This window comes from Kitasatospora sp. NPDC022785, assembly GCF_055561295.1.
Window position 1 is genome coordinate 54,410 of sequence record NZ_JBVHHB010000018.1, and the last position, 24,455, is coordinate 78,864.

Here is a 24,455-nt window from a genome sequence, read left to right on the forward strand (position 1 = left end):
CCCCGCCGCACCTGCGGCCTGTCGCGATCTGGAGTCGTCCGTGTCCGTACGAAGGACCGGACGAGTGTGCGGGCACGCTACCGCACCGGGCCGACGGCCGTCCGGACCGGACGCGCGCAGCGCGCGGACCGAAAGCGGTTCGTAACCCAGGTCCCCGGTTACGTAAACTGTGCGTCGTGACCGACAAGAACCAGCGCCCCGTGAGCAGCCATGCCGGGGACGACGCAGCCACCCTCCCGACGACCTACGCCCCGGCGGAGGTAGAGGGCGAGCTGTACGAGCGCTGGGTGGAGCGCGGTTACTTCACGGCCGACGCCAAGAGCGAGAAGCCGCCGTACACCATCGTCATCCCGCCGCCGAACGTCACCGGTGCCCTGCACCTGGGCCACGCCTTCCAGCACACGCTGATGGACGCGCTGACCCGCCGCAAGCGCATGCAGGGCTACGAGACGCTCTGGCTGCCCGGCATGGACCACGCCGGCATCGCCACCCAGAACAAGGTGGAGCAGCAGCTCGCCGAGTCCGGCCTCTCCCGCCACGACCTGGGCCGCGAGGCCTTCGTCGAGAAGGTCTGGGAGTGGAAGGAGAACTACGGCGGCAGGATCCTCGGCCAGATGCGCCGTCTCGGCGACGGCGTCGACTGGTCCCGCGAGCGCTTCACCATGGACGAGGGCCTCTCGCAGGCCGTCCAGACCATCTTCAAGCGCCTCTTCGACGACGGCCTGATCTACCGGGCCGAGCGCATCATCAACTGGTGCCCGCGCTGCCTCACCGCGCTCTCCGACATCGAGGTGGAGCACGAGGAGGTCCCCGGCGAGCTGGTCTCGATCCGCTACGGGGAGGGCGACGACTCGATCGTCGTGGCCACCACCCGCGCCGAGACGATGCTCGGTGACACCGCCGTCGCCGTCCACCCGGAGGACGAGCGCTACCGGCACCTGGTCGGCCGGACCATCAAGCTGCCGCTGACGGACCGGGAGATCCCGGTCGTCGCCGACGAGCACGTCGACCCGGAGTTCGGCACCGGCGCCGTCAAGGTGACGCCGGCGCACGACCCGAACGACTTCGCCATCGGCCAGCGCCACAACCTGCCGAACCTGAGCGTGATGGACGAGCACGGCGCGATCACCGTGCACGGCCCGTTCCTCGGCCTGGACCGGCTGGAGGCCCGCTCGGCCGTGGTCGGCGCGCTGCGCGAGCAGGGCCGGATCGTCGCCGAGAAGCGCCCGTACATGCACGCCGTCGGCCACTGCTCGCGCTGCCACACCGTGGTCGAGCCGCGCCTGTCGCTGCAGTGGTGGGTCAAGGTCGCCCCGCTGGCCCAGGCCGCCGGCGACGCCGTCCGCGACGGCAAGGTGGAGATCCACCCGAAGGAGCTGGAGCGCCGCTACTTCGACTGGGTCGACAACATGTACGACTGGTGCATCTCGCGCCAGCTCTGGTGGGGCCACCGGATCCCGGTCTGGTACGGCCCGGACGGCGAGGTCGTCTGCGTCGGCCCCGACGAGCAGCCGCCGACCGGTGAGGGCTGGCACCAGGACCCGGACGTCCTGGACACCTGGTTCTCCTCCGGCCTCTGGCCCTTCTCCACCCTCGGCTGGCCGGAGAAGACCCCGGACCTGGCGAAGTTCTACCCGACCGACGTCCTGCTCACCGGCCACGACATCATCTTCTTCTGGGTCGCCCGGATGATGATGTTCGGCCTGTACGCGATGGACGGTCAGGCGCCGTTCAAGACCGTCGCCCTGACCGGCCTGGTCCGCGACGAGTTCGGCAAGAAGATGTCGAAGTCCTCCGGCACCGCCGTGGACCCGCTGGACTGGATGGACGCCTACGGCGCCGACGCCGTCCGCTTCACCCTGGCCCGTGGCGCCAACCCCGGCGCCGACGTGCCGATCGGCGAGGACTGGGTCAAGGGCTCGCGCAACTTCTGCAACAAGATCTGGAACGCGACCCGCTTCGCGCTGATGAACGGCGCCACCGTCGAGGGCCCGCTGCCCGCGCCGGAGGAGCTGACCGCGGTCGACCGCTGGATCCTGTCGCGGCTGAACGCCACCGTCGCCGAGGTGGACGCGCTGTACGACGACTACGAGTTCGCCAAGGTCTCGGACGCGCTCTACCACTTCGCCTGGGACGAGGTGTTCGACTGGTACGTCGAGCTCTCCAAGACCACCCTGGCCAAGGGCGGCGCGCAGGCCGACGCCTCCCGCCGGGTCCTGGGCGAGGTCCTGGACGTCACGCTGCGGCTGCTCCACCCGGTCGTCCCCTTCGTCACCGACACGCTGTGGACGACGCTCACCGGTGCCGAGTCCCTGGTGGTCACCGAGTGGCCCAAGGACAGCGGTTTCCGGGACGCCGAGGCCGAGGCCGAGGTCGCCACGCTCCAGCAGGTGGTCACCGAGGTCCGCCGGTTCCGCTCGGACCAGGGCCTGCAGCCCGCGCAGAAGGTCCCCGCCCGGCTCGGCCTGGACGGCACCGTCCTGGCCGTCCACGAGGACGCGATCCGCTCGCTGCTGCGCCTGACCCTGCCCGAGGACGGCTTCACGGCCACCGCCTCGCTCCCGGTCGCCGGCGCCACGGTGGCGCTGGACCTCTCCGGCACCATCGACGTCGCGGCCGAGCGCAAGCGCCTGGCCAAGGACCTCGCGGCCGCCGAGAAGGAGAAGGCCCAGACCACCGCCAAGCTCGGCAACGAGGCGTTCCTCGCCAAGGCGCCGGACGACGTGGTCGCCAAGATCCGGGTCCGCCAGGAGGCCGCCGAGGCCGACATCGCCCGGATCACCGCTCAGCTCGCGGCGCTGCCGCAGGCCTGACGGACCGCAGCTCCCGAGGGGCCGCATCCCGCCGACGCGGGGTGCGGCCCCTCGGCGTTTCCGGGGCGGCCCGCGGCGGTGCCCCGTGGCGACGGCCATTTCCGCGGTTCCTGCCCCGAATAGCGCACGGTCATTGCTCTGTTCCGGCGAATATTCATCCTGGACCGGGTGAAGTCCTATTCCGCCCGAATTCATTCCGGTCTTGCCCGCGCGGGTTCGCGGAAGTTAGCAGGTGGGATGTGTACGGTGTGCAGGAGTTCCGCTGAGCCGACGGCACCGAACGGGAGGGCATGGCGTGGTGGTGACCAAGGAGTTGGCCGACGAACTGCCTGCTGAGGCGGTCGAGGAGGCCAAAGCCCGGGCAGCGACGCTGCTGCTCGCGTTCCGGCACGGAAACCAGTTGGCGTTCGACGACGAGCTGGACCGGATTTTCGAGGAACACGCGCACCGCGAGGTCACCACCCTGCTCACGTGGATCGCCGCCGAGGCGGTCCGCAAGGCGTACGCGCCCGAGGTCGGCGACCGGGTGCTGCGCGCCATGGCCCGCCGCGCCCCGGCCGACACCGCAGCGGTGGACGTGGACGAGGAGACCGCCGACGCGGCCCGGCTGATCGAGGCCGTCGCCGGCGGCCGGGTCACCGAGGTCCGCGGGCTGGTGGCGGCCACCGCCGACACCACCTTCCTGCTCGGCGGTCTGCTCCAGGGGGTCGCCATGATGCTGCCGTTCCTGCCCGAGGGCGAGCTCGCCGAGATCGCCGCCGAGCTGCGCCGCCGGCACTGCGGCCCGTGTCCGGAGATCCCCGAGGCCCGGGCCGGGGTCTGACACCCCGGTACCCGGCCCCCGGGCCGGTTACGGCATCGCGTGCAGGTGCGAGCCGATGGTGCCGGCGATCCCGCCGCCCGCCTTGGCGTCCCAGTTGGTCGACCAGGTCATCGCCCCGCCGATCCCGGGCCAGGTGGTGTCGGGCCTGAAGCTCCCGCAGTTGGTGGCGGAGGCCAGGCAGTCGAGCGCGTTGTCGACCACGCCCGGGCTGACGTAGCCGCCGCCCGCCGCGCTGGTGGAGGCCGGCACGCCGAGCCCGACCTGGTCGGGCCGCAGCCCGCCCTTGAGCTGGATGCAGGCCAGCGCGGTCAGGAAGTTCTCGGTGCCCTGCCCGTAGACCTGGCCGTCGCAGCCGAGCATCGTGCCGGAGTTGTAGTACTGCATGTTGACGATGGTGAGGACGTCCTTCACGTTCAGCGCCAGCTTGAAGTACTCCGTCCCGGTCGACTGCATGTCGATGGTCTGTGGCGCCATGGTGAGGACGAACCCGCTGCCCGCCCTTGCCGCCAGTGTGTGCAGCGCCTGGCCCATGTAGGTGGCGCTGACCCCGTTCTCCAGGTCGATGTCGATCCCGTCGAAGCCGTAGCTCTGCATCAGCGCCCAGGCCGTGTCGGCGAAGGTGGTGGCGGAGGCGGAGCTGTTGACGGAGACGGTGCCGTTCTGGCCGCCGACGGAGAGCACCACCTTCTTGCCGGCCGCCTTCTTGGCCGCGATGTCGGCCTTGAACTGGGCGTCGGTGTAGCCGCCCAGTCGCGAGGAGAGCGTGCTGTCCAGCGTGAAGCTCAGGCCCCCGGGCGTGCTGGTGGCATCCGCGAAGGAGACCGCGATGACGTCGTAGGCGGCCGGGACGTCGCTGATCCGCTGGACGGTGGCGCCGTTGTCGAAGTTCTGCCAGTAGCCGGTGAGGATGTGCCTGGGCAGGCCCGGCGGCCGGCCGGTCGGGGTGGCGGTGGGGGACGCCGTTCCGGTCGGCGAGGCGGTCGCGGTGGTGGTCGCCGTCGGGGTGGGGGTCGGGGAGGTGGAGCTGGGGGAGGGCTTCGGGTCGCCCGGGCCGATCAGTGACACGTCGTCGGCCAGGAAGGCCGGCTGCCCGTACCAGCCGTGCAGGTAGACGGTGACGCTGGTGGCGCCCGCCCCGGTGGTGAAGGTGGTGCTCAGCCGGGAGTACCCGGTCGAGGTGGTCCAGGTGCTGGGGTCGGTCCCGCCGGTGCCGCGGGCGCCCAGGTAGACGTAGGAGCCCTGGACCCAGCCGCTCAGCGTGTACGTCGAGGACGGTTTCACGGTGACGGTCTGGACGCACTCGCCGGTGTCGCCGGCGCCCGGGGTGGAGCGCAGCGCGGACGAGCCGGAGTGGACGGTGGCGGTCTCGGGTGCGCCGGCGGAGCAGGTCCAGCCGGCGAGGTGGTTGCCGGACTCGAAGCCGCCGTTGGTGATCAGGTCGATGTCGGCGGCCTGGGCGCCGGCGCCGCCGGCGAGGGCGAGGCCGCTCAGGCCCAGCGCGATCGCGCCGGCCCCGGCGAGCAGGCTGTGGACGGCGCGCGGGCGCGCGTGTCGGGCAGATGGCATGGCTCCATCTCCTGTGGGGGAGGCCGGGCGGCTCGGGTGTCCCGCGTGCGCGGGGAGCCGTCCGGGTGTCGATGGGTGTGCGTGCGGGAGCTACCGACAACTCAAGTCCCTGTCGGGGTAGGAGACTTGCCTCACAAGGTGGAGTAGACCAATCCGGCTGTCAAGAGGACCGGCCACGCGGACCGGCCACTCAGGCGGCGAGCAGCTCCGCCGGCTCCCCGGCGAGCCGCGCAGTCAGCCGGGCGATCCGGGCCGAGGCCAGCCCGTCCCCGTACGGGCTCGGGGCGGCCGCCAGCCGGGCGAGCCGCTCGGGGGAGTCGGCCAGCCAGGCGCGGGCCGACTCGCCAAGCTCGGCGCCGGGCCGCACCAGGGCGGCGAATCCGGCGTCCACCGCCTCCGGGCGCTCGGTGGAGCGGCGCACCACCAGCAGCGGGCGGCCGAGCACGGTGCACTCCTCCTGCACCCCGCCGGAGTCGAAGACCAGCAGCGCGGCGTGCCGGGCCAGGCCCAGGAACTCCGCGTACCCGACCGGCTCGGTTACGGCGAGCCGCGCCAACAGGCCGTCCAGCGCGAACCGTTCGACGGCGGCGCGGGTGCGCGGGTGCATCGGGAAGAGCACCGGGGTGCCGGCCCGGGCGATCCGGTCCAGCTCGGCGAGGACGGCGCCGAGCGCCTCGGCGGTGTCGGTGTTCTCCGGCCGGTGCACGGTGGCCAGGACGTAGCCGTCCGGCCCGACCCCGCGCCGGGCGAGCAGCGCGGCCCGGGCGGGCCCGCCGGGGAGCTGACGCCGGACCACCATCACCACCCGGGAGCGGTCGGCGGTGTCGGGCAGCCGGTCGGAGATGGCCCGGTAGGCGGCGTTGAGTGCGGCGCCCTTGCCGATCCGGGCGTGCGGGCGGCGGCGCTGGACGAGGTGGATCCGGTCGTCCGCTTGCGCGGCGGTGAGCACCAGGGCGCGGGTGTCGTCCTCGCTGTCGTCGTCGATCACCCACAGGTGCGCTCCCGGGGCGGAGCGCCGCAGCCCGGCGAGGGTCTGGGTGACGACGGCCTCCTCGTCGCGGCAGGGGATCACCAGGTGCCACTGGAAGGCGGCCGGATCGCCCGGCTCGGCGGCGCGGTTGTGCCGGAAGGCGTGCCGGGAGCCGGCCCAGTAGAGCAGGAAGCGGCCGAACACGAGGACCATGTAGGCGAGGAGCGCCAGGGAGAGCAGCTCGGCGGCCCGGGCTAAGCCCTCCTGGCGGGCCAGGACGTACTGGTGCAGGGCGTCGGGCATGAGGCGGTCCTCCTGGCGATCAAAGGCGATGTGGCTCCTGGGCTTGCGAATCGATGCTTCTTTGCGATCAAACTCACTAAATAAATAGTAAACGGACTAAATCCGAAAGTCAGGGCAAAGTGGCCGTTCTCGCCCGGCCGCGGCTTCGGGGCGCCCTGTGGGGAGCGTCGGCCGCGGCTCCGTAGACTGTGGACGTGAGCGACAAGGCCGACCCGAACCCGTACACCCTCCGCCCCGCCGACGCCGGCACCGGCGACGCCCTGCGCGACGTCGAGACCGAGCTCTCCAAGCGCTGGCCGGAGAACAAGCTGGAGCCCTCGCTCGACCGGATCGAGGCGCTGATGGACATCCTGGGCCAGCCCCAGCGGTCCTTCCCCTCCATCCACGTCACCGGCACCAACGGCAAGACCTCCACCGCCCGGATGATCGAGCAGCTGCTCAACACCTTCGAGCTGCGCACCGGCCGCTACACCAGCCCGCACGTGGAGTCCGTCACCGAGCGGATCAGCCTGGACGGCGTCCCGATCAGCCCCGAGCTGTTCGTCGAGGTCTACCGCGACATCGAGCCGTACGTGCAGATGGTCGACACGCAGCAGCCGGTCCCGATGTCCTTCTTCGAGGTGCTGACCGGCATGGCGTACGCCGCCTTCGCCGACGCCCCGGTGGACGTCGGCGTGATCGAGGTCGGCATGGGCGGCTCCTGGGACGCCACCAACGTGATCGACGCCGCCGTCGCGGTGATCACCCCGATCGGCCTGGACCACACCGACAAGCTGGGCGGGACCACCGGCGAGATCGCGGTCGAGAAGTCCGGGATCATCAAGACCGGCGCCGTCGCCGTCGTCGCCCAGCAGCAGCTGGACGCCGCCCAGACCATCCTGCGGCGCGCCGTCGAGGTGGACGCCACGGTGGCCCGCGAGGGCATGGAGTTCGGCGTGATCCGCCGTGAGGTCGCCATCGGCGGCCAGCTGATGACACTGCGTGGGCTCGGCGGCGAGGAGTACGAGGACGTCTTCGTCCCGCTGCACGGTGCCCACCAGGCGCAGAACGCCGCGCTGGCGCTGGCCGCCGTCGAGGCCTTCTTCGGCGTCGGCGGCGCGCGCGGCGGCCAGCTCGACGTCGACAAGGTCCGCCAGGCCTTCTCCGGCGTCGCCTCGCCGGGCCGGCTGGAGGTCGTGCGCCGCAGCCCGACGATCCTCCTGGACGCCGCGCACAACCCGAACGGCGCCCAGGCCACCGTCGCCGCGATCGGCGAGGCCTTCGGCTTCACCCGGCTCGTCGGCGTGATCGGCACCAGCGGCGACAAGGACGTGGCCGGTCTGCTGGAGGCCTTCGAGCCGATCCTGGCCGAGGTCGTGATCACCCAGAACTCCACCCACCGCGCGATGGACGTGGACGCGCTGGCCGCCCTGGCCGTCGAGGTCTTCGGCGAGGACCGCGTCCAGGTCGAGCCCCGGCTCGACGACGCCATCGCCGCCGCCGTCACCCTCGCCGAGGAGGAGGGCGACCTCGGTGGTGCCGGGGTGCTGGTCACCGGCTCGGTCATCACGGTGGGCGAGGCCCGCCTGCTCCTCGGGAGGAAGTCACGATGAGGACGCTCTGCTCCTCGACCCTGATCGGCGAGGCGTTGCTGATCATGTTCGCCGCCCTGGTCGCCATGCAGCTCTCCGACGTCCCCACCGCCACCGTCTGGACGGTCAGCGGTATCGCCATGGCGCTCTGTGTCCTGCTCTGCGGCATGATCACCCGCCCCGGCGCGGTGGCGATCGGCTGGGCGCTACAGCTCGGTCTGATCGCCAGCGGCTTCGTCCTGCCGACCATGTTCGGCCTGGGCGTGGTCTTCGCCGGCCTCTGGTGGTGCTCGGTGCACTACGGCCGCAGGATCGACGAGTTCAAGGCCGCCCGCGCCGCCGCCCAGGCGGCACCTGCGGCGTAGGCCCAGCCGGTCGGTCCTGCCGGGCGCGCGACGCAGGATCGACCGGACGGGACGCGGGTGTCCGCACGGCCGGACGGGACCCCGGACCAGGCGGCGGCCTGCCTGCTCACGCAAGGTAACCTCTGCGGTAGTCGCACTCCGCGCATCGATCCGAGTGCATGCCGAACCGATTCCCCAGGAGACGCACCGTGTCCCAGCGCACTCTCGTCCTGCTCAAGCCCGACGCCGTCAAGCGCGGCCTGGCCGGCGAGATCATCAGCCGCATCGAGCGCAAGGCCGGCTGGCAGCTCACCGCCGTCGAGCTGCGCACCTTCGACCGGGCGACGCTGGAGCAGCACTACGCGGAGCACGTCGGCCGTCCGTTCTACGAGCCGCTGCTGGAGTTCATGACCTCCGGTCCGTCGATCGCCCTGATCGTCGAGGGCGAGGAGGTCATCCCCGGCATCCGGATGCTGGCCGGGGCCACCAACCCGCTGGAGGCCGGCGCCGGCACCATCCGCGGCGACTACGCGACGATCACCCGCGAGAACCTGATCCACGCCTCCGACTCCCCGGAGTCCGCCGAGCGCGAGATCAAGATCTTCTTCCCGGCCCACGCGTAAGCACCGCCCCGGGCGACACGCCCGAGGGACCTTCGGGTGCCCCGGCCGGGACCATTGGCCCGGCCGGGGCATTCTTATCGTGAAATAGGGAACTGGGGCCGCCGACACGGCGTCCCAATGCTCGGAGAAGCGATCACGCTCCGGACAATGGACGGTATGCCCCACGTCGACGTCCGTACTGGCCGGCGTGACTACGATGGACGCGACTCTAGGGCCCGGTACGGCTGGTCAGCTGGTTTCCGCCCAAGCCGTGGGCGCACGCTTCTCGTCCACCCCCGCTAATGACTCCGAGCCCGGGAAGGCACCTACACCCCATGGCAACCAACCTGTCGTTCATCGGCCGCGACCTGGCGATCGACCTCGGAACCGCCAACACGCTGGTGTATGTCAGGGGCAAGGGGATCGTCCTCAACGAGCCGTCCGTCGTCGCGGTCAACACCAACACCGGCGGCATCCTGGCGGTCGGCGCCGAGGCCAAGAAGATGATCGGCCGCACCCCGGGCAACATCGTCGCCATCCGCCCGCTCAAGGACGGCGTGATCGCCGACTTCGAGATCACCGAGCGGATGCTCCGCTACTTCATCCTCAAGATCCACCGCCGCCGCTACCTGGCCCGCCCCCGGGTCGTGGTCTGCGTGCCCTCCGGCATCACCGGAGTCGAGCGCCGTGCCGTCATCGAGGCCTCCTCGCAGGCCGGCGCGCGCCAGGTGCACATCATCGAGGAGCCGATGGCCGCCGCGATCGGCGCCGGCCTGCCCGTCCACGAGGCCACCGGCAACATGGTCGTCGACATCGGCGGCGGCACCACCGAGGTCGCCGTCATCTCGCTCGGCGGCATCGTCACCGCGCAGTCCATCCGGGTCGCCGGCGACGAGCTGGACAACGCCATCGTCCAGCACATCAAGAAGGAGTACTCGCTGCTCCTGGGCGAGCGCAGCGCCGAGCAGATCAAGATGAGCATCGGCTCCGCCTTCGCCCTGGAGGGCGAGAAGGACGAGCACGCCGAGATCCGAGGCCGCGACCTGGTCAGCGGCCTGCCCAAGACCGTCGTGATCTCCGCCGCCGAGGTCCGCGAGGCCATCGACGAGCCGGTCAACTCGATCATCGACGCCGTCAAGACCACCCTCGACCAGTGCCCGCCCGAGCTGGCCGGTGACGTCATGGACCGCGGCATCGTGCTCACCGGCGGCGGCGCCCTGCTGCGCGGCCTGGACGAGCGGCTGCGCCGCGAGACCGGCATGCCGATCCACATCGCCGAGAACCCGCTCGACTCGGTCGCCCTCGGCTCCGGCAAGTGCGTCGAGGAGTTCGAGGCGCTCCAGCAGGTACTCGACGCCCAGCCGCGCCGTTAGCACAACCGACAGACCGTCACACCGGACAGCAAACTGAAACGGCCCCCCGCCCGGGCCCCACAGCCCGGGTGGGCGGCCAGGTACGAAGGGGCAGTACCAGCACCGTGAGGGACACACGAGAGAGCCGGCTGCTGCTCATCCTGCTGGTGGCCGTCGCCTTCGCACTGATCACCGTGGACATCAAGGGCGGTGAGAGCTCCCCGCTCGGCGGCGCCCGGCGCGCCGCGGCCGGCGTCCTCGGCCCGGTCGAGCGCGGCGCCGCCACGGTCGTCGACCCGGTCGCCGACACCGTCCGCGCCTTCCGCGACGCCGCCACCCACAGCGGCCGCACCGACCAGCTCGCCCGCGAGAACACCGAGCTGCGCCAGAAACTGGCCTCCTCCGACGCGGCCGGCGCCCGCACCAAGCAGCTCGACGACCTGCTGCGCACCGCCGGCGCCGGCGGATACACCGTCAAGGCCGCCCAGGTCATCGCGATCGGCCCGGCTCAGGGCTTCTCCTGGACCATCACCGTCGACGCCGGCAGCGACGACGGCCTGACCCGGGACATGACCGTGATCAACGGGCAGGGCCTGGTCGGCCGGATCACCACCGTCGCCCCGACCACCTCCACCGTGCTGCTCGCCTCAGACCCCGGCTTCAGCGCCGGCGCCCGGCTGGAGGGCACCGGCGAGATCGGCTTCGCCTCCGGCGGCGGCACCAGCGCCATGAAGGTCTCCCTGCTCAACGGCAAGGCCCAGGTGAAGGAGGGCGACCGGCTGGTCACCTTCGGCTCCCAGAGCGGCCGCCCGTTCGTGCCCGGCGTCCCGGTCGGCAAGGTCGTCCAGGTCGAGGCCAACCCCGGCCAGCTCACCAAGACCATCCTGGTCGAGCCCTTCGTCCAGTTCACCCGGCTCGACCTGGTCGGCGTGGTGGTGGTGCCGCCGCGCACCGACCCGCGCGACGCCGTCCTGCCGCCCGCGCCCGCCGCGCAGGGCCAGGCACCCGCGGCGCCCGCCGCCCCGGCGGTACCGGCCGCCGCCGCACCGCCCGCCAAGCCCTCCGGGGGGAACTGAGCCATGCGCCTCGCCCGCGTCCCCGTCACCGCCGTCCTCGTCCTGCTCGGCCTGATCCTCCAGGTCAGCGTCTTCGGCCGGCTCCAGCTCCCGGGCGCCACCCCGGACATACTGCTGCTCGTGGTGGTCGGCCTCGCCATGGTCTACGGGCCGACCGGCGGCTGCCTGGTCGGCTTCGCGGCCGGCCTGCTGGCCGACCTCGCGCCGCCGTCCGACCACGCCATCGGCCGCTACGCCCTGGTGCTCTGCCTGATGGGCTACGCCGCCGGGCTGCTCCGCCCCGACCACGGCCGGCAGCGCTCGGTCTCCAGCGCGCTGCTGGTGGTGGCCGTCGCGGCGGTCGCCTCCACGCTGCTGTACGCGATGGTCGGCGCCCTGGTCGGCGACACCGCCGCCCGCCACGTCGGCCTCGGCAGCCTGGTGGTCACCGCCCTCCTGTACGACCTGCTGCTGGCGCCGTTCGTGGTGCCCGCGGTGATGCTGATCGGGCGCCGCTTCGGGAAGGACCCGGTGGCCGCCGCCGCCGGGGACGACGAGGGCGGCCCGGGGCTCGGCACGCTCTCGCGCTACCGCACCACCCGTGAGGCGTCGTCCGGGCCGAGCTACAAGAAGAAGCGCTCGCTCGGCTTCGCCAAGCGCCCGTAACACCGGCGCCCGTAACACCCCGCGCCCGCGACACCCGGCGCCCGCAAGACCCCGACCCTCTTGTCCGGAACCCCGCACTCTGGAGCGCACGAGACGTGAGCAACATCCCCGAGACCGGCCGTACCCGGCGGGTGACGATCCGTCTGGTGGTGCTGCAGATCCTGGTGCTGTCGCTGCTCGCCACCCTCGGCGGACGGCTCTGGTACCTGCAGATCCGCAACGCCAGCGTCTACACCGCCAAGGCGACCGGCAACCACATCCGCGAGGTGGTCGAGCCGGCCGTGCGCGGCGAGATCCTGGACGCCTCCGGCCGCATCCTGGCCGGCAACGAGACCCGCCTGGTGGTCTCGGTCAGCCGCACCTCGCTGCTCCAGCAGAAGGACGGCGGCAAGGCGGTGCTGGGCCGGCTCGCCGAGGTGCTCGGCATGCCGGCCAAGGACGTCCAGGAGAAGGTCCGGCTCTGCGACGCCAAGACCCAGCAGCCCTGCTGGAACGGGTCGCCGTACCAGCCGATCCCGGTCACCAAGGAGGCGACCACCCAGCAGGCGCTGCAGATGATGGAGCGCCGCGAGGACTTCCCCGGGGTGACCGCGCAGCCCACCGCCGTACGCCACTACACCGGCGTCGAGGGCGCCAACATGGCCCAGGTGCTCGGCTACCTCTCGCCGGTGACCGACGAGGAGGTCTCCAAGACCGCCGACAAGAGCGGCCTGGACCGCTACCTGCCGGCCGACCAGATCGGCCGGGCCGGGCTGGAGTCGGTGTACGACCGCGACCTGCGCGGCACCGCCGGCATCACCAAGCTGGAGGTCGACAACCTCGGCCGGGTGATCGGCACCGCCGGCGCGGTCGAGCCGCAGACCGGCAACAACCTGGTGACCAGCATCGACGCCCGGGTGCAGAAGGTCGTCGAGGACAACCTGGCGCAGGCCATGAACGACGCCCGCAAGACCTTCGACAAGGTGACCAACCGCAACTACGAGGCCGACTCCGGCGCCGCCGTCGTGATGGACGTGCACACCGGTCGGATCGTCGCGATGGCCAGCGCCCCGACCTACGACCCCAACCTCTGGCAGGGCGGCATCTCCGGCAAGGACTACCAGGCGCTGACCAGCAAGGAGTCCAACTTCCCGCTGCTGAACCGGGCCATACAGGGTCAGTCGGCCCCCGGCTCGACCTTCAAGGTCATCTCCACCACCGCCGCCGTGCAGGCCGGCTACTCGCTGGACGGGACGTACCCGTGCCCGAAGAGCCTGACCATCGGCGGCCGTGAGTTCAAGAACTTCGAGAGCGAGAACTTCGGCTCGATCACGCTGGAGAAGGCCCTGGAGGTCTCCTGCGACACCGTCTTCTACGGTCTGGCGTACGACCAGTGGATGAAGGACGGCGGCATCAAGCCGAAGAAGGAGACGGCGGACTGGTTCTACAAGACCGCCCACCAGTTCGGCCTCGGCGCCAAGACCGGCATCGACCTGCCCAGCGAGGTCACCGGCCGGGTGCCGGACCGGCAGTGGAAGCAGTCCTTCTACGACAACAACAAGGACGCCTGGTGCAAGCAGGCGGAGAAGGGCGGCAACACCTTCTCCGACCAGATCGCCCGGGAGAACTGCGTCGACGGCTACCAGATGCGCGCCGGTGACTCGGTCAACTTCGCGATCGGCCAGGGCGACACGCTCGTCACCCCGATCCAGATGGCCCGGATCTACTCGGCGCTCGCCAACGGCGGCACCTTCTACCGGCCGACCGTGGCCAAGGCGGTGATAAGCCCGAGCGGGGATCTCGTCCGCGAGATCGCCCCGCACGAGGACGCCAAGTTCCCCGGCGACCAGAAGCTGCTCAGCTACATCGACCAGGCCACCGCGGGCGTCGTCACCAGCGGTACCGCCGCGTGGAAGTTCACCGGCGCCGGGTGGCCGCAGGGCAAGATCGAGCTGCACGCCAAGACCGGCACCGCCGAGGTCGAGGGCAAGCAGACCACCTCGTGGCTGACCACCTACAGCGGCGACTACGCGGTCGTGATGACGATAAGCCAGGGCGGCACCGGTTCCGGCGGTTCCGGTGATGCGATCCGGCGGATCTACCAGTCGCTGTACGGTGTGGACGACAAGGGCAACGTCGACGGCGGCAAGGCGCTGCTGCCCAAGCCGCAGGCCGAGCTGCCGAAGTTCAACCCGGACGGCACCGCGATCATCAAGCCGGCCGCGTACTCCGCGGCCGGTTCGGGCGACGCGGGCGTGACCGGCAGCTCGCCGAGGGTCTTCCTGGACCCGGCACAGCCGTCCGGCCCGACGACCCTGTTCACCGCGGCGGACACGGCGCTCGAACCGGTCCGGAGCACGGGAAGGGGCCGGGCATGAGCGAGCGGGTCGTTGCAGGGCGCGCGTGGGCGGAAGCCCCGGCCGGGCGAAGCGAGGCGGGCGCATGAGTTCCTACGGGTCGTACCGGCAGCTGCGGCTGGCCCCGCAGCGCAGCGGGGTCTCGAAGGCCCTCGCCAAGGACTCCCCCCTCTGGCGGATCGACTGGATACTGCTGCTGGCCGCGCTGGTGCTGTCGCTGGGCAGCTCGCTGCTGGTCTGGTCGGCCACCCGCGGGCGGGACTCGCTGACCCACGGCGATCCGCAGTACTTCCTCTTCCGGCACCTCACCAACGTGGTGATCGGGATGGTGCTGTGCGCGCTGGTGATAGGGATAGGGAGCCGCCGGTTCCGCACGGTGGTGCCGTTCCTGTACGCCGGTGTGATCCTCCTGCTGGCGGCCACGCTGAGCCCGCTCGGCTCGACCATCAACGGCCAGCACTCCTGGATCCAGCTGGGCGGCGGCTTCTCCGTCCAGCCGGCCGAGTTCGCCAAGCTCGCGATCGTGCTGGCGATGGCCGTGGTCCTGTCGGACCAGGTGGACGCGGGGGAGCGGGAGTTCCCCTCCAACCGGGCGGTCTTCCGCGGGCTGGTCTGGGCGACGCTGCCGATGGCGGTCGTGATGCTGATGCCGGACGCCGGCTCGGTGATGGTGATGGCCGTCATCGTGCTGGGCATCCTGCTGGCCTCCGGCGCGGCCAACCGGTGGGTGTTCGGGCTGATCCTCGCCGGGGTCGGCGGCTGTGTGGCGATCTGGAAGCTCGGGGTGCTGAGCAAGTACCAGATCGACCGCTTCGCCGCCTTCGCCAACCCGGCGCTCGACCCGTCCGGCGTGGGCTACAACACCGCGCAGGCCCGGATCGCGATCGGGTCGGGCGGGCTGACCGGCAAGGGGCTGTTCCACGGGACGCAGACCACCGGGCAGTTCGTGCCGGAGCAGCAGACCGACTTCGTCTTCACGGTGGCCGGTGAGGAACTGGGCTTCCTCGGGGCGATGGCGATCATCGTGCTGCTCGGCGTGGTGCTCTGGCGGGGCTGCCGGATCGCCCGTCAGGCGACCGACCTGTACGGGACGATCGTGGCGGCCGGGGTGGTCGCCTGGTTCGCCTTCCAGGGGTTCGAGAACATAGGGATGTGCCTGGGCATCATGCCGGTGGCCGGCATCCCGCTCCCGTTCGTCTCGTACGGCGGGTCGTCGATGTTCTCGACCTGGGTGGCGATCGGGTTGTTGCAGGCGGTGCAGAGTCAGCGGCCGATAGCGGCCTGAGGCGGTGGACGGGGCCGGTCCGGGATGACCCGGGCCGGCCCTCGCGCGTCAGGGCAGCAGGCAGTCGGCGGCGGCCCGCACCGCCCGGACCTGGTGGGCCACCTGGGTCTCCACCGGCACCCAGCGGGTGCCGAGCCGGTGCAGGCCGTCCAGGCCCGCCGTGACGACGGCCCGGGCCTCCTCCCGGGCGGCCCCGGCCGCCGGGCCGCCGGCGTCCGCGAGCAGGCGCAGCAGCACCGACGCGACCCGCAGCGGGATCCGCTCGGCGGCGATCCCGGCCGCGGTGACCCGGGAGACCGAGAGCGGCCGGCCGTGCCAGTCGGCGAGCCACTCGTCCGCGAGCGGCGGGCAGACCCCCAGATTGAACTCGGCGGTGCGCAGCAGCGCCCCGCCCGCCGCGCGGGCGGGCGGCGGGACGAGCGGCAGGAGCGCGCCCAGCCGCTCGGCGCGCTCACGCAGGGTACGGGCGGCCGCCGCGACGGCCGGGCCGGGCGCCGGGTGCCGGCCGGCGTCGCCGACCGCGTCGACGGCCCACATCGGTACCTCCAGCACGGCCGTCACCCCGCCGTACCGCCCGGCGTACGACCAGGTGGAGAGCTCGGGCCGGTCGGGCAGCACCCGGGAGCCGCCGCCGCCCGGCACCGGCATCACGTACGTCCCCGGGGCCGGGCTGTGCCAGCCCACCGCGTCGTAGGAGTCGACGTCCAGCGGGAGGCCGCCGCGCGCCACCGAGGCGGAGAACCGTTCGGGCAGGCCCGGGACGGGCCTGGTCAGCTGGACGAAGGCGCCGCCGAAGTCCACCCCGTGCAGGGAGCACTGCAGGACGGGGCGCAGCTCGTCGATCAGGCCGGTCAGCGCCAGGCTCTCCGGCATCGGGGCGCGGCACCGGCCGGCGGGCGGCAACTGCTCCGGCTGCTCCTCGAAGGCGGGCCGGTAGAAGTGCTCGTAGTGCCGGGCGGCGGTGAGCGGGCCGTCCAGCCAGCCCTCGTTGAGGGCCGCGCCGTCCGGGTCGAGGCAGAGCAGGATGTGCCAGGCCACGCCGGGGCGCGGGGCCAGCTCCAGCAGCCGCTCGGCCAGCCGCAGCGCGGCGGCCCGGCCGACCGGCTCGTTCGGGTGCGGGCCGCCGACCACCAGGACGGCGCGCCCGCCGTCGTCGACGGAGAGCAGGAGCAGCGGGCGGCCTTCCCGGGAGCGGCCCGCCTCGCGCAGCCGGCAGCGGTCCGGGTGGAGCCGGGCCAGCCGGCGGGCGGCGGCCTCGGCACGGGCCGCCGTGGGGTAGCCCGGGGTGTCCTGGCGCGGCGCTCCGGTCCGGAACGCCCGAGGACCGGTGCCGGTGCCGTCGTGCATGGTCAACTTCCTTGTCCCGATGGTGTGCTGGGCCTGGCGGCGGAGCCCAGCAAGTACGGCACGGTCCGTCCGGGGCTGTCAACAGCCGGTGAGCAGGGCCGGGAGCCCGCCGGCGGCGCTGCGAGAGGCTGGCCGGGCGGCTCCGGGATTCGGCTACCCTTGAGGGTCACCCCTCCCAGACGTCGCACAGCACCCCCCGACCGGGATTCGATGCGCGCGACACCTCTCAACGTCGTAAGGGTTCCTAGTACATGACTGTCGAATCGGTCTTCCCACGCCTGGAGGCCCTCCTCCCGCACGTCCAGAAGCCGATCCAGTACGTCGGCGGCGAGCTGAACTCGACCGTCAAGGACTGGGACGCCTGCGACGTCCGCTGGGCGCTGATGTACCCCGACGCCTACGAGGTGGGCCTGCCCAACCAGGGCGTCATGATCCTCTACGAGGTGCTCAACGAGCGCGAGGGCGTGCTGGCCGAGCGGACCTACAGCGTCTGGCCGGACCTCGAGGCGCTGATGCGCGAGCACGGCGTCCCGCAGTTCACCGTGGACGCCCACCGCCCGGTCAAGGCCTTCGACGTGTTCGGGCTCTCGTTCTCCACCGAGCTCGGCTACACCAACATGCTGGCCGCGCTCGACCTCGCGGGCATCCCGCTGGAGGCGAAGGACCGCACCGACGAGGACCCGATCGTGCTGGCCGGCGGCCACGCGGCGTTCAACCCCGAGCCGATCGCGGACTTCATCGACTGCGCGGTGGTCGGCGACGGCGAGCAGGCCGTGCTCGACATCACCGAGCTGATCCGCGGCTGGAAGGCCGAGGGCCGCCCGGGCGGGCGCGACGAGATCCTGCTGCGCCTGGCCCGCACCGGCGGCGTCTACGTGCCCCGGTTCTACGACGTGGAGTACCTGGCCGACGGCCGGATCGCCCGCGTCGTGCCGAACGCGCCCGGCGTGCCGTGGCGGGTCTCCAAGCACACCGTCATGGACCTCGACGAGTGGCCCTACCCCAAGCAGCCGCTGGTCCCGCTCGCCGAGACCGTGCACGAGCGGATGTCCGTCGAGATCTTCCGCGGCTGCACCCGCGGCTGCCGTTTCTGCCAGGCCGGCATGATCACGCGCCCCGTGCGGGAGCGAAGCATCACCGGCATCGGCGAGATGGTCGAGCGCGGCCTCAAGGCGACCGGCTTCGAGGAGGTCGGCCTGCTGTCGCTGTCCAGCGCCGACCACACCGAGATCGGTGACATCGCCAAGGGCCTGGCCGACCGCTACACCGACGACAAGATCGGCCTGTCGCTGCCGTCCACCCGCGTCGACGCCTTCAACATCGACCTCGCCAACGAGCTGAGCCGCAACGGCCGCCGCTCGGGCCTCACCTTCGCCCCCGAGGGCGGCAGCGAGCGCATGCGCAAGGTGATCAACAAGATGGTGTCGGAGGAGGACCTGATCCGCACCGTCGCCACCGCGTACGGCAACGGCTGGCGCCAGGTGAAGCTGTACTTCATGTGCGGCCTGCCCACCGAGACCGACGACGACGTGCTCCAGATCGGCGAGATGGCGAAGAACGTCATCCAGAAGGGCCGCGAGGTCACCGGCCAGAACGACATCCGCTGCACCGTCTCCATCGGCGGGTTCGTGCCCAAGCCGCACACGCCGTTCCAGTGGGCCCCGCAGCTCTCCGCCGAGGCCACCGACGCCCGCCTGGCCAAGCTGCGCGACTCCATCCGCGGGGACCGCAAGTACGGCAAGAACATCGGCTACCGGTACCACGACGGCAAGCCCGGCATCGTCGAGGGCCTGCTCTCCCGCGGTGACCGCCGCATCGGCGCCGTCATCCGCGCGGTCTACGACGACGGCGGCCGCTTCGACGGCTGGCGCGAGCACTTCTCGTACGACCGCTGGATGGCCTCGGCCGAGAAGGGCCTGGCCGGCACCGGCGTCGACGTCGACTGGTACACCACCCGTGAGCGCACCTACGAGGAGGTGCTGCCCTGGGACCACCTGGACAGCGGCCTCGACAAGGACTGGCTCTGGGAGGACTGGCAGGACGCCCTCGAGGAGGTCGAGGTCGACGACTGCCGTTGGACCCCGTGCTTCGACTGCGGCGTCTGCCCCCAGATGGACACCCAGATCCAGATCGGCCCGACCGGCAAGAAGCTGCTGCCGCTGACCGTGGTCAAGTAGTTCCCGCGCCTCCTGCGACCCCCGTCCGGACCCCTCCGGGCGGGGGTCGTCGCGTCCTGGCTGACCAGGGGCGGAGCGAGCGGGGCGGCGGGGCGCGTACCCTTTGAGGTGACAGAGTCCGGACAGTGGCGCGAAAACGCCACGACGGACGGGGACAACTGACTAAGGACTGAGCGACCCTGGCACGCCGTACGCCCGACGGTCCGCCGCCCGCGCCGACGGTGCAGCGGATCCGTCTCCGCTACACCAAGCGCGGCCGGCTCCGCTTCACCAGCCACCGCGACTTCCAGCGCGCCTTCGAGCGCGCCCTGCGCCGGTCGGCCGTGCCGATGGCCTATTCGGCCGGCTTCACCCCGCACCCCAAGGTCTCGTACGCCAACGCCGCTCCGACCGGGGTGGCGAGCGAGGCGGAGTACCTGGAGATCGGGCTCGCCGCGGTCCGCGACCCGGAGGAGCTGCGTGCGCAGCTCGACGAGTCGCTGCCGAACGGCCTGGACGTGATCGACGCCGTCGAGGTCCGGACGCCGAACTTCGTGGAGCGCCTGGAGGCCTCCGAGTGGCAGGTCCGGCTGGACGGTGTCACCCGGGAGGAGGCGGTCCGCGCGGCCGGTCTTTTCCTGGCCGAGGAGCGGGTCGAGGTCGAACGCCTCACCAAGAACGGCGTGCGGGTCTTCGACGCGCGCGGCGCTGTGGCGGCACTGGAAATCCTCCCGCCGCAGGTCGACGGCGTTGCGGACACGGACGGCGAAGGGGCCCGCGATGTTCGGACCGGCCGTCCCTGTGCGATACTGCGCCTGGTAGTACGACACGCCACACCCGCCGTACGACCCGACGACGTATTGTCCGGTCTCCGTGCGACGGCCGACCTGGCGCCGCCGGTCCCCGCAGAGGTGACCAGGCTGGCGCAGGGGCCGCTCGACGAGGAGACCGGCACGGTGACCGACCCGCTGGCGCTCGACCGCGCCGCGGCCCCGGCCGGCCCAGTGGCGGCCGGCGAGCCGCGCGCAACCGCGTCCGCCTAGCGGGCGGAGGCCGGGGCCAGTACCCACTGGGCCCGCTGTTCCTCCAGGCCCCCGCGGCTCCCCAGGGGAGCGAGCGTCGTCGAAGCACAGGCCGGCCTCTTGCGGCCCGCCGACCCCGATGGTCGGTGGGCCCGAGGACCCCGTCCGGGAGCCACCCGGGGTTGGGGGACGGCGCAGCTTGGGAAAACCTCAGAAGACTGGTCAGACCAGAAGACTTTCGACACCCCGCCGAGGGCGGGGCGCCGAGCGAGACTACGAGCCCCTGTGCGGCCTCGCGTCCGCACGGCGGCACCGAGAAAGGGTCCGGCCCGAGCATCCGTCGCGATGCCGGCCGGCCACCGGTGCCCTGCCGTGCCCGGATACGGAGCCCGGGGGCCTGACGGGAGATCCACCCGCATGCTCGATAACACCGATCCGCAGCAGTCTGCGGCAACGGAACAGAACGAATCCGCCGTCACCGGTGGCGAGGGCGCGTCCGCCGCGCCGCCGCGCCGCCGTCGCCGTGCGGTGTCCCGCCCGGCGGGCACCCCGCAGGGGGCGGCCGCCGAGGCCGCCGAGACGGTGATCCCGGCCGAGACGCCGGCCGCCGAGGCGCCCGCCGCCGTCGAGGCCGCGCCCGCCGAGGCCGAGCCGGCCGCCGAGAAGCCGGTCCGGGCCCGCCGGACCCGCAAGCGCGCCGAGGCCCCCGCCGGGGCGCCGGAGGCCACCCCGATCGTCGTCACCGCACCGGCCGCCGAGGCGCCCGCCGCCGTCGAGGCCGCGCCCGCCGAGGCCGAGCCGGCCGCCGAGAAGCCCGCCAGGGCCCGCCGGGCCCGCAAGCGTGCCGAGGCGCCGGTCAGCGCGCCCGCCGCCGCGGAGGAGCCCGCCGCCGCGGAGGAGCCCGCCGCCGCGCCCGCGGAGGCGCCCGCCGCCGTCGAGGCCGCGCCCGCCGAGGAGGCCCCGGCCGCGCCGGCCCGCCGCGCCCGCCGCCGCCGTGTGGTCGAGGCCGCGCCGGTCGTCGAGGAGACCCCGGTCGAGGAGCCGGCCGCCGAGGAGGAGAGCGCCGAGGAGGAGGCCGAGGCCGTCGCGCCCGCCCCGGAGCCCGCCCCGGCCCCCGTCGCCGCCGAGGCCGAGCCGCCGCAGCGGGTGCGCCGCCGCGCGGTCCGCCCGTCCACCGCGATCTTCCAGGCGCCGGTCTTCCAGGAGCCGGCCCCCTACACCGCCACGTCCGCCCAGCCCGCCCAGCCTGCCGCGCAGCCCGCCGCCGCGGCGGCTCCGGCCCAGGCCCAGGCGCCGGCCCCGGCCGTGCCGGCCTCCGCGGACGAGGACGAGTTCGAGTACAGCGGCGTCGGCCGTCGTCGTCGTACCCGCACCCAGGTGCGGGTCCAGACCCCGTCCCGCCGCAAGGCCGCCGCTCCGGCGGCCCAGGCCGTCCAGGCCGCCCCCGTCGTCGAGGAGCCGGTCAAGGCGCCCGCCGTCGAGGCCCCCGCCCCCGTCGAGGCGCCCGCCGCCGTCGAGGCGCCCGCCGCCACCGGCCCCGAGGCCGAGGGCGAGTGGGAGGAGGACGGCCGTCCGTCCCGCCGTCGCCGCCGGGGTGGCCGCCGCCGCCGTCGCGGTGAGGCCGAGGAGTTCGAGGCCGAGGCCGCCGAGGCCGAGCAGCCCGTGGAGGAGCCGGCCGCCGCTGCCGACGACGAGGAGGAGGACGAGGACGACCTGTCCGCCGGCCTGGCCTCGTCCCGCCGCCGTCGCCGCCGTCGCCGCCGCAGCGGTGAGGCCGGCGCCACCGAGGCCGCCGAGACCACCGAGGACGGCGTCCGCACGGTCGTGAAGGTGCGCGAGCCGCGCCGCCGCTCCACCGAGCCGTCCTTCGACCCGGACGAGGTGCAGTCCATCAAGGGCTCCACCCGCCTGGAGGCCAAGAAGCAGCGCCGCCGTGAGGGCCGCGAGCTGGGCCGCCGCCGGGTGCCGATCATCACCGAGGCCGAGTTCCTGGCCCGCCGCGAGTCGGTCGAGCGCGTCATGGTGGTGCGCCAGAACGGCCAGCGCACCCAGATCGGCGTCCTCGAGGACGGCGTGCTGGTCGAGCACTACGTCAACAAGGAGCAGGCCACCTCGTACGTCGGCAACGTCTACCTGGGCAAGGTCCAGAACGTGCTGCCGTCGATGGAGGCCGCCTTCGTCGACATCGGCAAGGGCCGCAACGCGGTGCTGTACGCCGGTGAGGTCAACTTCGGCTCGCTGGGCGGCCACGGCGGCCCGCGCCGGATCGAGTCGGTGCTGAAGTCCGGCCAGTCCGTGCTGGTGCAGGTCTCCAAGGACCCGATCGGCCACAAGGGCGCCCGCCTGACCAGCCAGATCTCGCTGCCCGGCCGCTACCTGGTGTACGTGCCCGAGGGCTCGATGACCGGCATCTCCCGCAAGCTGCCGGAGAACGAGCGCGCCCGTCTGAAGCAGATCCTCAAGAAGATCGTCCCGGACGACGCGGGCGTCATCGTGCGCACCGCCGCCGAGGGCGCCTCCGAGGAGGAGCTGACCCGCGACGTCCAGCGCCTTCAGCAGCAGTGGGAGGACATCCAGAAGAAGGCCGCGACCGGCAACGCGCCCGCGCTGCTGTACGGCGAGCCGGACATGACCGTCCGGGTCGTCCGCGACATCTTCAACGAGGACTTCACCAAGGTCATCGTCTCCGGCACCGAGGCGTGGAACACCATCCACGACTACGTCTCCAACGTGGCCCCGGACCTCACCGAGCGGCTCCAGCGGTGGACCTCCGAGGTGGACGTGTTCGCCACCTACCGGATCGACGAGCAGCTGATGAAGGCGCTGGACCGCAAGGTCTGGCTGCCCAGCGGCGGTTCGCTGGTGATCGACCGCACCGAGGCGATGGTCGTCATCGACGTCAACACCGGCAAGTTCGTCGGCCAGGGCGGCAACCTCGAAGAGACCGTCACCCGGAACAACATCGAGGCGGCCGAGGAGATCGTGCGCCAGCTGCGGCTGCGCGACCTGGGCGGCATCATCGTGATCGACTTCATCGACATGGTGCTGGAGTCCAACCGCGACCTGGTGCTGCGCCGGCTGCTGGAGTGCCTGGGCCGGGACCGGACCAAGCACCAGGTGGCCGAGGTCACTTCGCTGGGCCTGGTGCAGATGACCCGCAAGCGGGTCGGCCAGGGCCTGCTGGAGTCCTTCTCCGAGCCGTGCGTGCACTGCAACGGCCGTGGCGTGATCGTCCACATGGAGCAGCCGAGCACCCACGTCCACGCTCCGGCGGCTCCGGCCGGCGAGGCGGGCGCGGGCAGTGGCAAGCGCCGTCGCCGGGGCAAGGGCGGGGCGGGCCAGGAGGAGCCGCACGCCGCCGAGGCGGTCGTGGAGGCCGCCGAGGATCTCACCGAGGTGCTCGAGCGCGAGGAGATCGAGGGCCAGCTGGCGATCGAGGTGCCGGAGGCCGAGGTCGTCGCCGAGCCGGAGGCCGAGGCCGCCGCGGTCGCTGCCGAGGCGCCCGACCGCCCGAGCCTGGTCGAGATCCCGGCCGCCGCCGCGGCGCCCGCCGGCCGCACCCGCCGCCGCGCGGTGCGCAAGGCGACGGCTCCGGCGGGTGCGCCCGCCGAGGCCGAGATCGTGGTGCTCCAGGCCAGGGCCGACGCGGCGCTGCAGGCGGCCTTCGCGGCCGCCGAGACGCCGGCCGAGACCCCCGCGCCGGCTCCGGCCGAGGCGGAGGCCGGGACCCCCGCGCAGGCTCCCGCCGAGGCCGAGCCGGTCGCCGAGCCGGTGGCCGAGGCTCCCGTCGAGGCCGCTGCCGAGACCGAGGCTCCGGCCGAGGCCGCGACCGAGGAGCCCGCCGAGGAGGCGCCGGCGCCGAAGAAGCGGGCCGCGCGCAAGACCGCCGCGAAGAAGACGGCCGCCAAGAAGACCACGGCGGCCGCCGCGAAGAAGACCACCGCCCGCAAGACCGCCACCAAGCGGACCAGCGCGGCGGCCAAGAAGGCCGCGGCCGCCGAGGGTGATTCGGCAGCCGAGTAGTGCCCGCGGACCGGGGGCGGGCGACCGCCCGCCCCCGGTCCCGTACGGTCCGGTTTGCCCCCGCGGCGGCCGGTCCGTATTCTTGACCCTCGGCGTGTCTACGCCTTGCTCCCGAGCACATCACCTCCCGGGCCCTCGTCAGAGATGCCGGGGAGAGGTCCCTGTGTCCGTACCCAGGTGGCTGGCATCAGGAGCTCCGACCGAGTTAGGAAAGTGGGTAC

16 protein-coding genes are annotated in these 24,455 nt (G+C 72.7%); 13 read left to right on the plus strand and 3 right to left on the minus strand.

Translation table 11 applies throughout. From position 1 onward, the window contains the following. Positions 1-176 precede the first annotated feature (176 nt). Positions 177-2,813 (plus strand): valine--tRNA ligase, encoded by a 2,637-nt coding sequence (locus ACZ3YO_RS25435; protein WP_465548714.1) that lies wholly within the window; start codon positions 177-179, stop codon positions 2,811-2,813. A 295-nt stretch (positions 2,814-3,108) separates the two neighbouring features. Further along, positions 3,109-3,636: a hypothetical protein gene (locus tag ACZ3YO_RS25440; protein WP_465573331.1), complete on the plus strand. Its 528-nt coding sequence runs from the start codon at positions 3,109-3,111 to the stop codon at positions 3,634-3,636. A 27-nt stretch (positions 3,637-3,663) separates the two neighbouring features. Here the strand turns inward: ACZ3YO_RS25440 and ACZ3YO_RS25445 are convergent, their stop codons facing one another. Next, positions 3,664-5,202 (minus strand): chitinase, encoded by a 1,539-nt coding sequence (locus tag ACZ3YO_RS25445; RefSeq protein ID WP_465573333.1) that lies wholly within the window; start codon positions 5,200-5,202, stop codon positions 3,664-3,666. A gap of 190 nt (positions 5,203-5,392) precedes the next feature. Beyond that, the gene (locus ACZ3YO_RS25450) at positions 5,393-6,475 is read right to left on the minus strand and encodes a UDP-N-acetylglucosamine 2-epimerase (RefSeq protein ID WP_465573336.1); all 1,083 of its coding nucleotides are present in this window, start codon (positions 6,473-6,475) and stop codon (positions 5,393-5,395) included. Positions 6,476-6,669: 194 nt separating this feature from the next. Here ACZ3YO_RS25450 and folC point away from each other — a divergent pair, with 194 nt between their 5' ends. From folC to rodA, 8 genes are all read left to right on the plus strand, one after another. Beyond that, positions 6,670-8,067: a bifunctional tetrahydrofolate synthase/dihydrofolate synthase gene (folC, locus tag ACZ3YO_RS25455; protein WP_465548718.1), complete on the plus strand. Its 1,398-nt coding sequence runs from the start codon at positions 6,670-6,672 to the stop codon at positions 8,065-8,067. Further along, positions 8,064-8,411 carry a DUF4233 domain-containing protein gene (locus tag ACZ3YO_RS25460; RefSeq protein ID WP_396323170.1) on the plus strand — a complete coding sequence of 116 codons (348 nt, stop codon included), beginning with the start codon at positions 8,064-8,066 and terminating at the stop codon, positions 8,409-8,411. Before folC ends, ACZ3YO_RS25460 begins: the two co-directional genes overlap by 4 nt. A 188-nt stretch (positions 8,412-8,599) precedes the next feature. Beyond that, positions 8,600-9,013 carry a nucleoside-diphosphate kinase gene (ndk, locus tag ACZ3YO_RS25465; RefSeq protein ID WP_396323171.1) on the plus strand — a complete coding sequence of 138 codons (414 nt, stop codon included), beginning with the start codon at positions 8,600-8,602 and terminating at the stop codon, positions 9,011-9,013. A 326-nt stretch (positions 9,014-9,339) separates the two neighbouring features. Next, positions 9,340-10,365: a rod shape-determining protein gene (locus ACZ3YO_RS25470; protein ID WP_305067939.1), complete on the plus strand. Its 1,026-nt coding sequence runs from the start codon at positions 9,340-9,342 to the stop codon at positions 10,363-10,365. A 104-nt stretch (positions 10,366-10,469) separates the two neighbouring features. Then, the gene (gene mreC / locus ACZ3YO_RS25475; RefSeq protein ID WP_465573341.1) at positions 10,470-11,420 is read left to right on the plus strand and encodes a rod shape-determining protein MreC; all 951 of its coding nucleotides are present in this window, start codon (positions 10,470-10,472) and stop codon (positions 11,418-11,420) included. Positions 11,421-11,423: 3 nt separating this feature from the next. Beyond that, complete coding sequence (gene mreD / locus ACZ3YO_RS25480; RefSeq protein WP_396323173.1) at positions 11,424-12,065, plus strand: rod shape-determining protein MreD; 642 nt, start codon at positions 11,424-11,426, stop codon at positions 12,063-12,065. A 95-nt stretch (positions 12,066-12,160) separates the two neighbouring features. After that, positions 12,161-14,422 carry a penicillin-binding protein 2 gene (gene mrdA, locus ACZ3YO_RS25485; RefSeq protein WP_465573345.1) on the plus strand — a complete coding sequence of 754 codons (2,262 nt, stop codon included), beginning with the start codon at positions 12,161-12,163 and terminating at the stop codon, positions 14,420-14,422. A 64-nt stretch (positions 14,423-14,486) separates the two neighbouring features. Then, positions 14,487-15,686, plus strand: coding sequence for a rod shape-determining protein RodA (gene rodA, locus ACZ3YO_RS25490; RefSeq protein WP_465573348.1), 1,200 nt, complete (start codon positions 14,487-14,489; stop codon positions 15,684-15,686). 48 nt (positions 15,687-15,734) lie between these two features. On the opposite strand, the gene ACZ3YO_RS25495 is transcribed toward rodA, so the two are convergent. Then, complete coding sequence (locus tag ACZ3YO_RS25495) at positions 15,735-17,033, minus strand: M14 family zinc carboxypeptidase (RefSeq protein WP_465573350.1); 1,299 nt, start codon at positions 17,031-17,033, stop codon at positions 15,735-15,737. 251 nt (positions 17,034-17,284) lie between these two features. Between ACZ3YO_RS25495 and ACZ3YO_RS25500 the strand changes: the two genes are divergently transcribed. The 3 genes from ACZ3YO_RS25500 to ACZ3YO_RS25510 all read left to right on the plus strand — a co-directional run bounded on the left by ACZ3YO_RS25500 (position 17,285) and on the right by ACZ3YO_RS25510 (position 24,234). Continuing rightward, the gene (locus tag ACZ3YO_RS25500; protein ID WP_465573353.1) at positions 17,285-19,210 is read left to right on the plus strand and encodes a TIGR03960 family B12-binding radical SAM protein; all 1,926 of its coding nucleotides are present in this window, start codon (positions 17,285-17,287) and stop codon (positions 19,208-19,210) included. Between the two features lie 221 nt (positions 19,211-19,431). Continuing rightward, complete coding sequence (locus ACZ3YO_RS25505; RefSeq protein ID WP_405365817.1) at positions 19,432-20,232, plus strand: TIGR03936 family radical SAM-associated protein; 801 nt, start codon at positions 19,432-19,434, stop codon at positions 20,230-20,232. A 396-nt stretch (positions 20,233-20,628) separates the two neighbouring features. After that, positions 20,629-24,234, plus strand: a complete 3,606-nt coding sequence (locus tag ACZ3YO_RS25510) for an Rne/Rng family ribonuclease (RefSeq protein WP_465573356.1) — start codon at positions 20,629-20,631, stop codon at positions 24,232-24,234. The last annotated feature ends 221 nt before the right edge of the window (positions 24,235-24,455 follow it).

Excerpts from the sequence above, each read along its gene's own strand:
- ACZ3YO_RS25445 (WP_465573333.1), bottom strand. The coding sequence starts at position 5,202 with ATGCCATCTGCCCGACACGCGCGCCCGCGCGCCGTCCACAGCCTGCTC.
- ACZ3YO_RS25450 (WP_465573336.1), bottom strand. The coding sequence starts at position 6,475 with ATGCCCGACGCCCTGCACCAGTACGTCCTGGCCCGCCAGGAGGGCTTA.
- ACZ3YO_RS25460 (WP_396323170.1), top strand. The coding sequence starts at position 8,064 with ATGAGGACGCTCTGCTCCTCGACCCTGATCGGCGAGGCGTTGCTGATC.
- mreD (WP_396323173.1), top strand. The coding sequence starts at position 11,424 with ATGCGCCTCGCCCGCGTCCCCGTCACCGCCGTCCTCGTCCTGCTCGGC.
- rodA (WP_465573348.1), top strand. The coding sequence starts at position 14,487 with ATGAGTTCCTACGGGTCGTACCGGCAGCTGCGGCTGGCCCCGCAGCGC.
- ACZ3YO_RS25495 (WP_465573350.1), bottom strand. The coding sequence starts at position 17,033 with ATGCACGACGGCACCGGCACCGGTCCTCGGGCGTTCCGGACCGGAGCG.
- ACZ3YO_RS25500 (WP_465573353.1), top strand. The coding sequence starts at position 17,285 with ATGACTGTCGAATCGGTCTTCCCACGCCTGGAGGCCCTCCTCCCGCAC.
- ACZ3YO_RS25510 (WP_465573356.1), top strand. The coding sequence starts at position 20,629 with ATGCTCGATAACACCGATCCGCAGCAGTCTGCGGCAACGGAACAGAAC.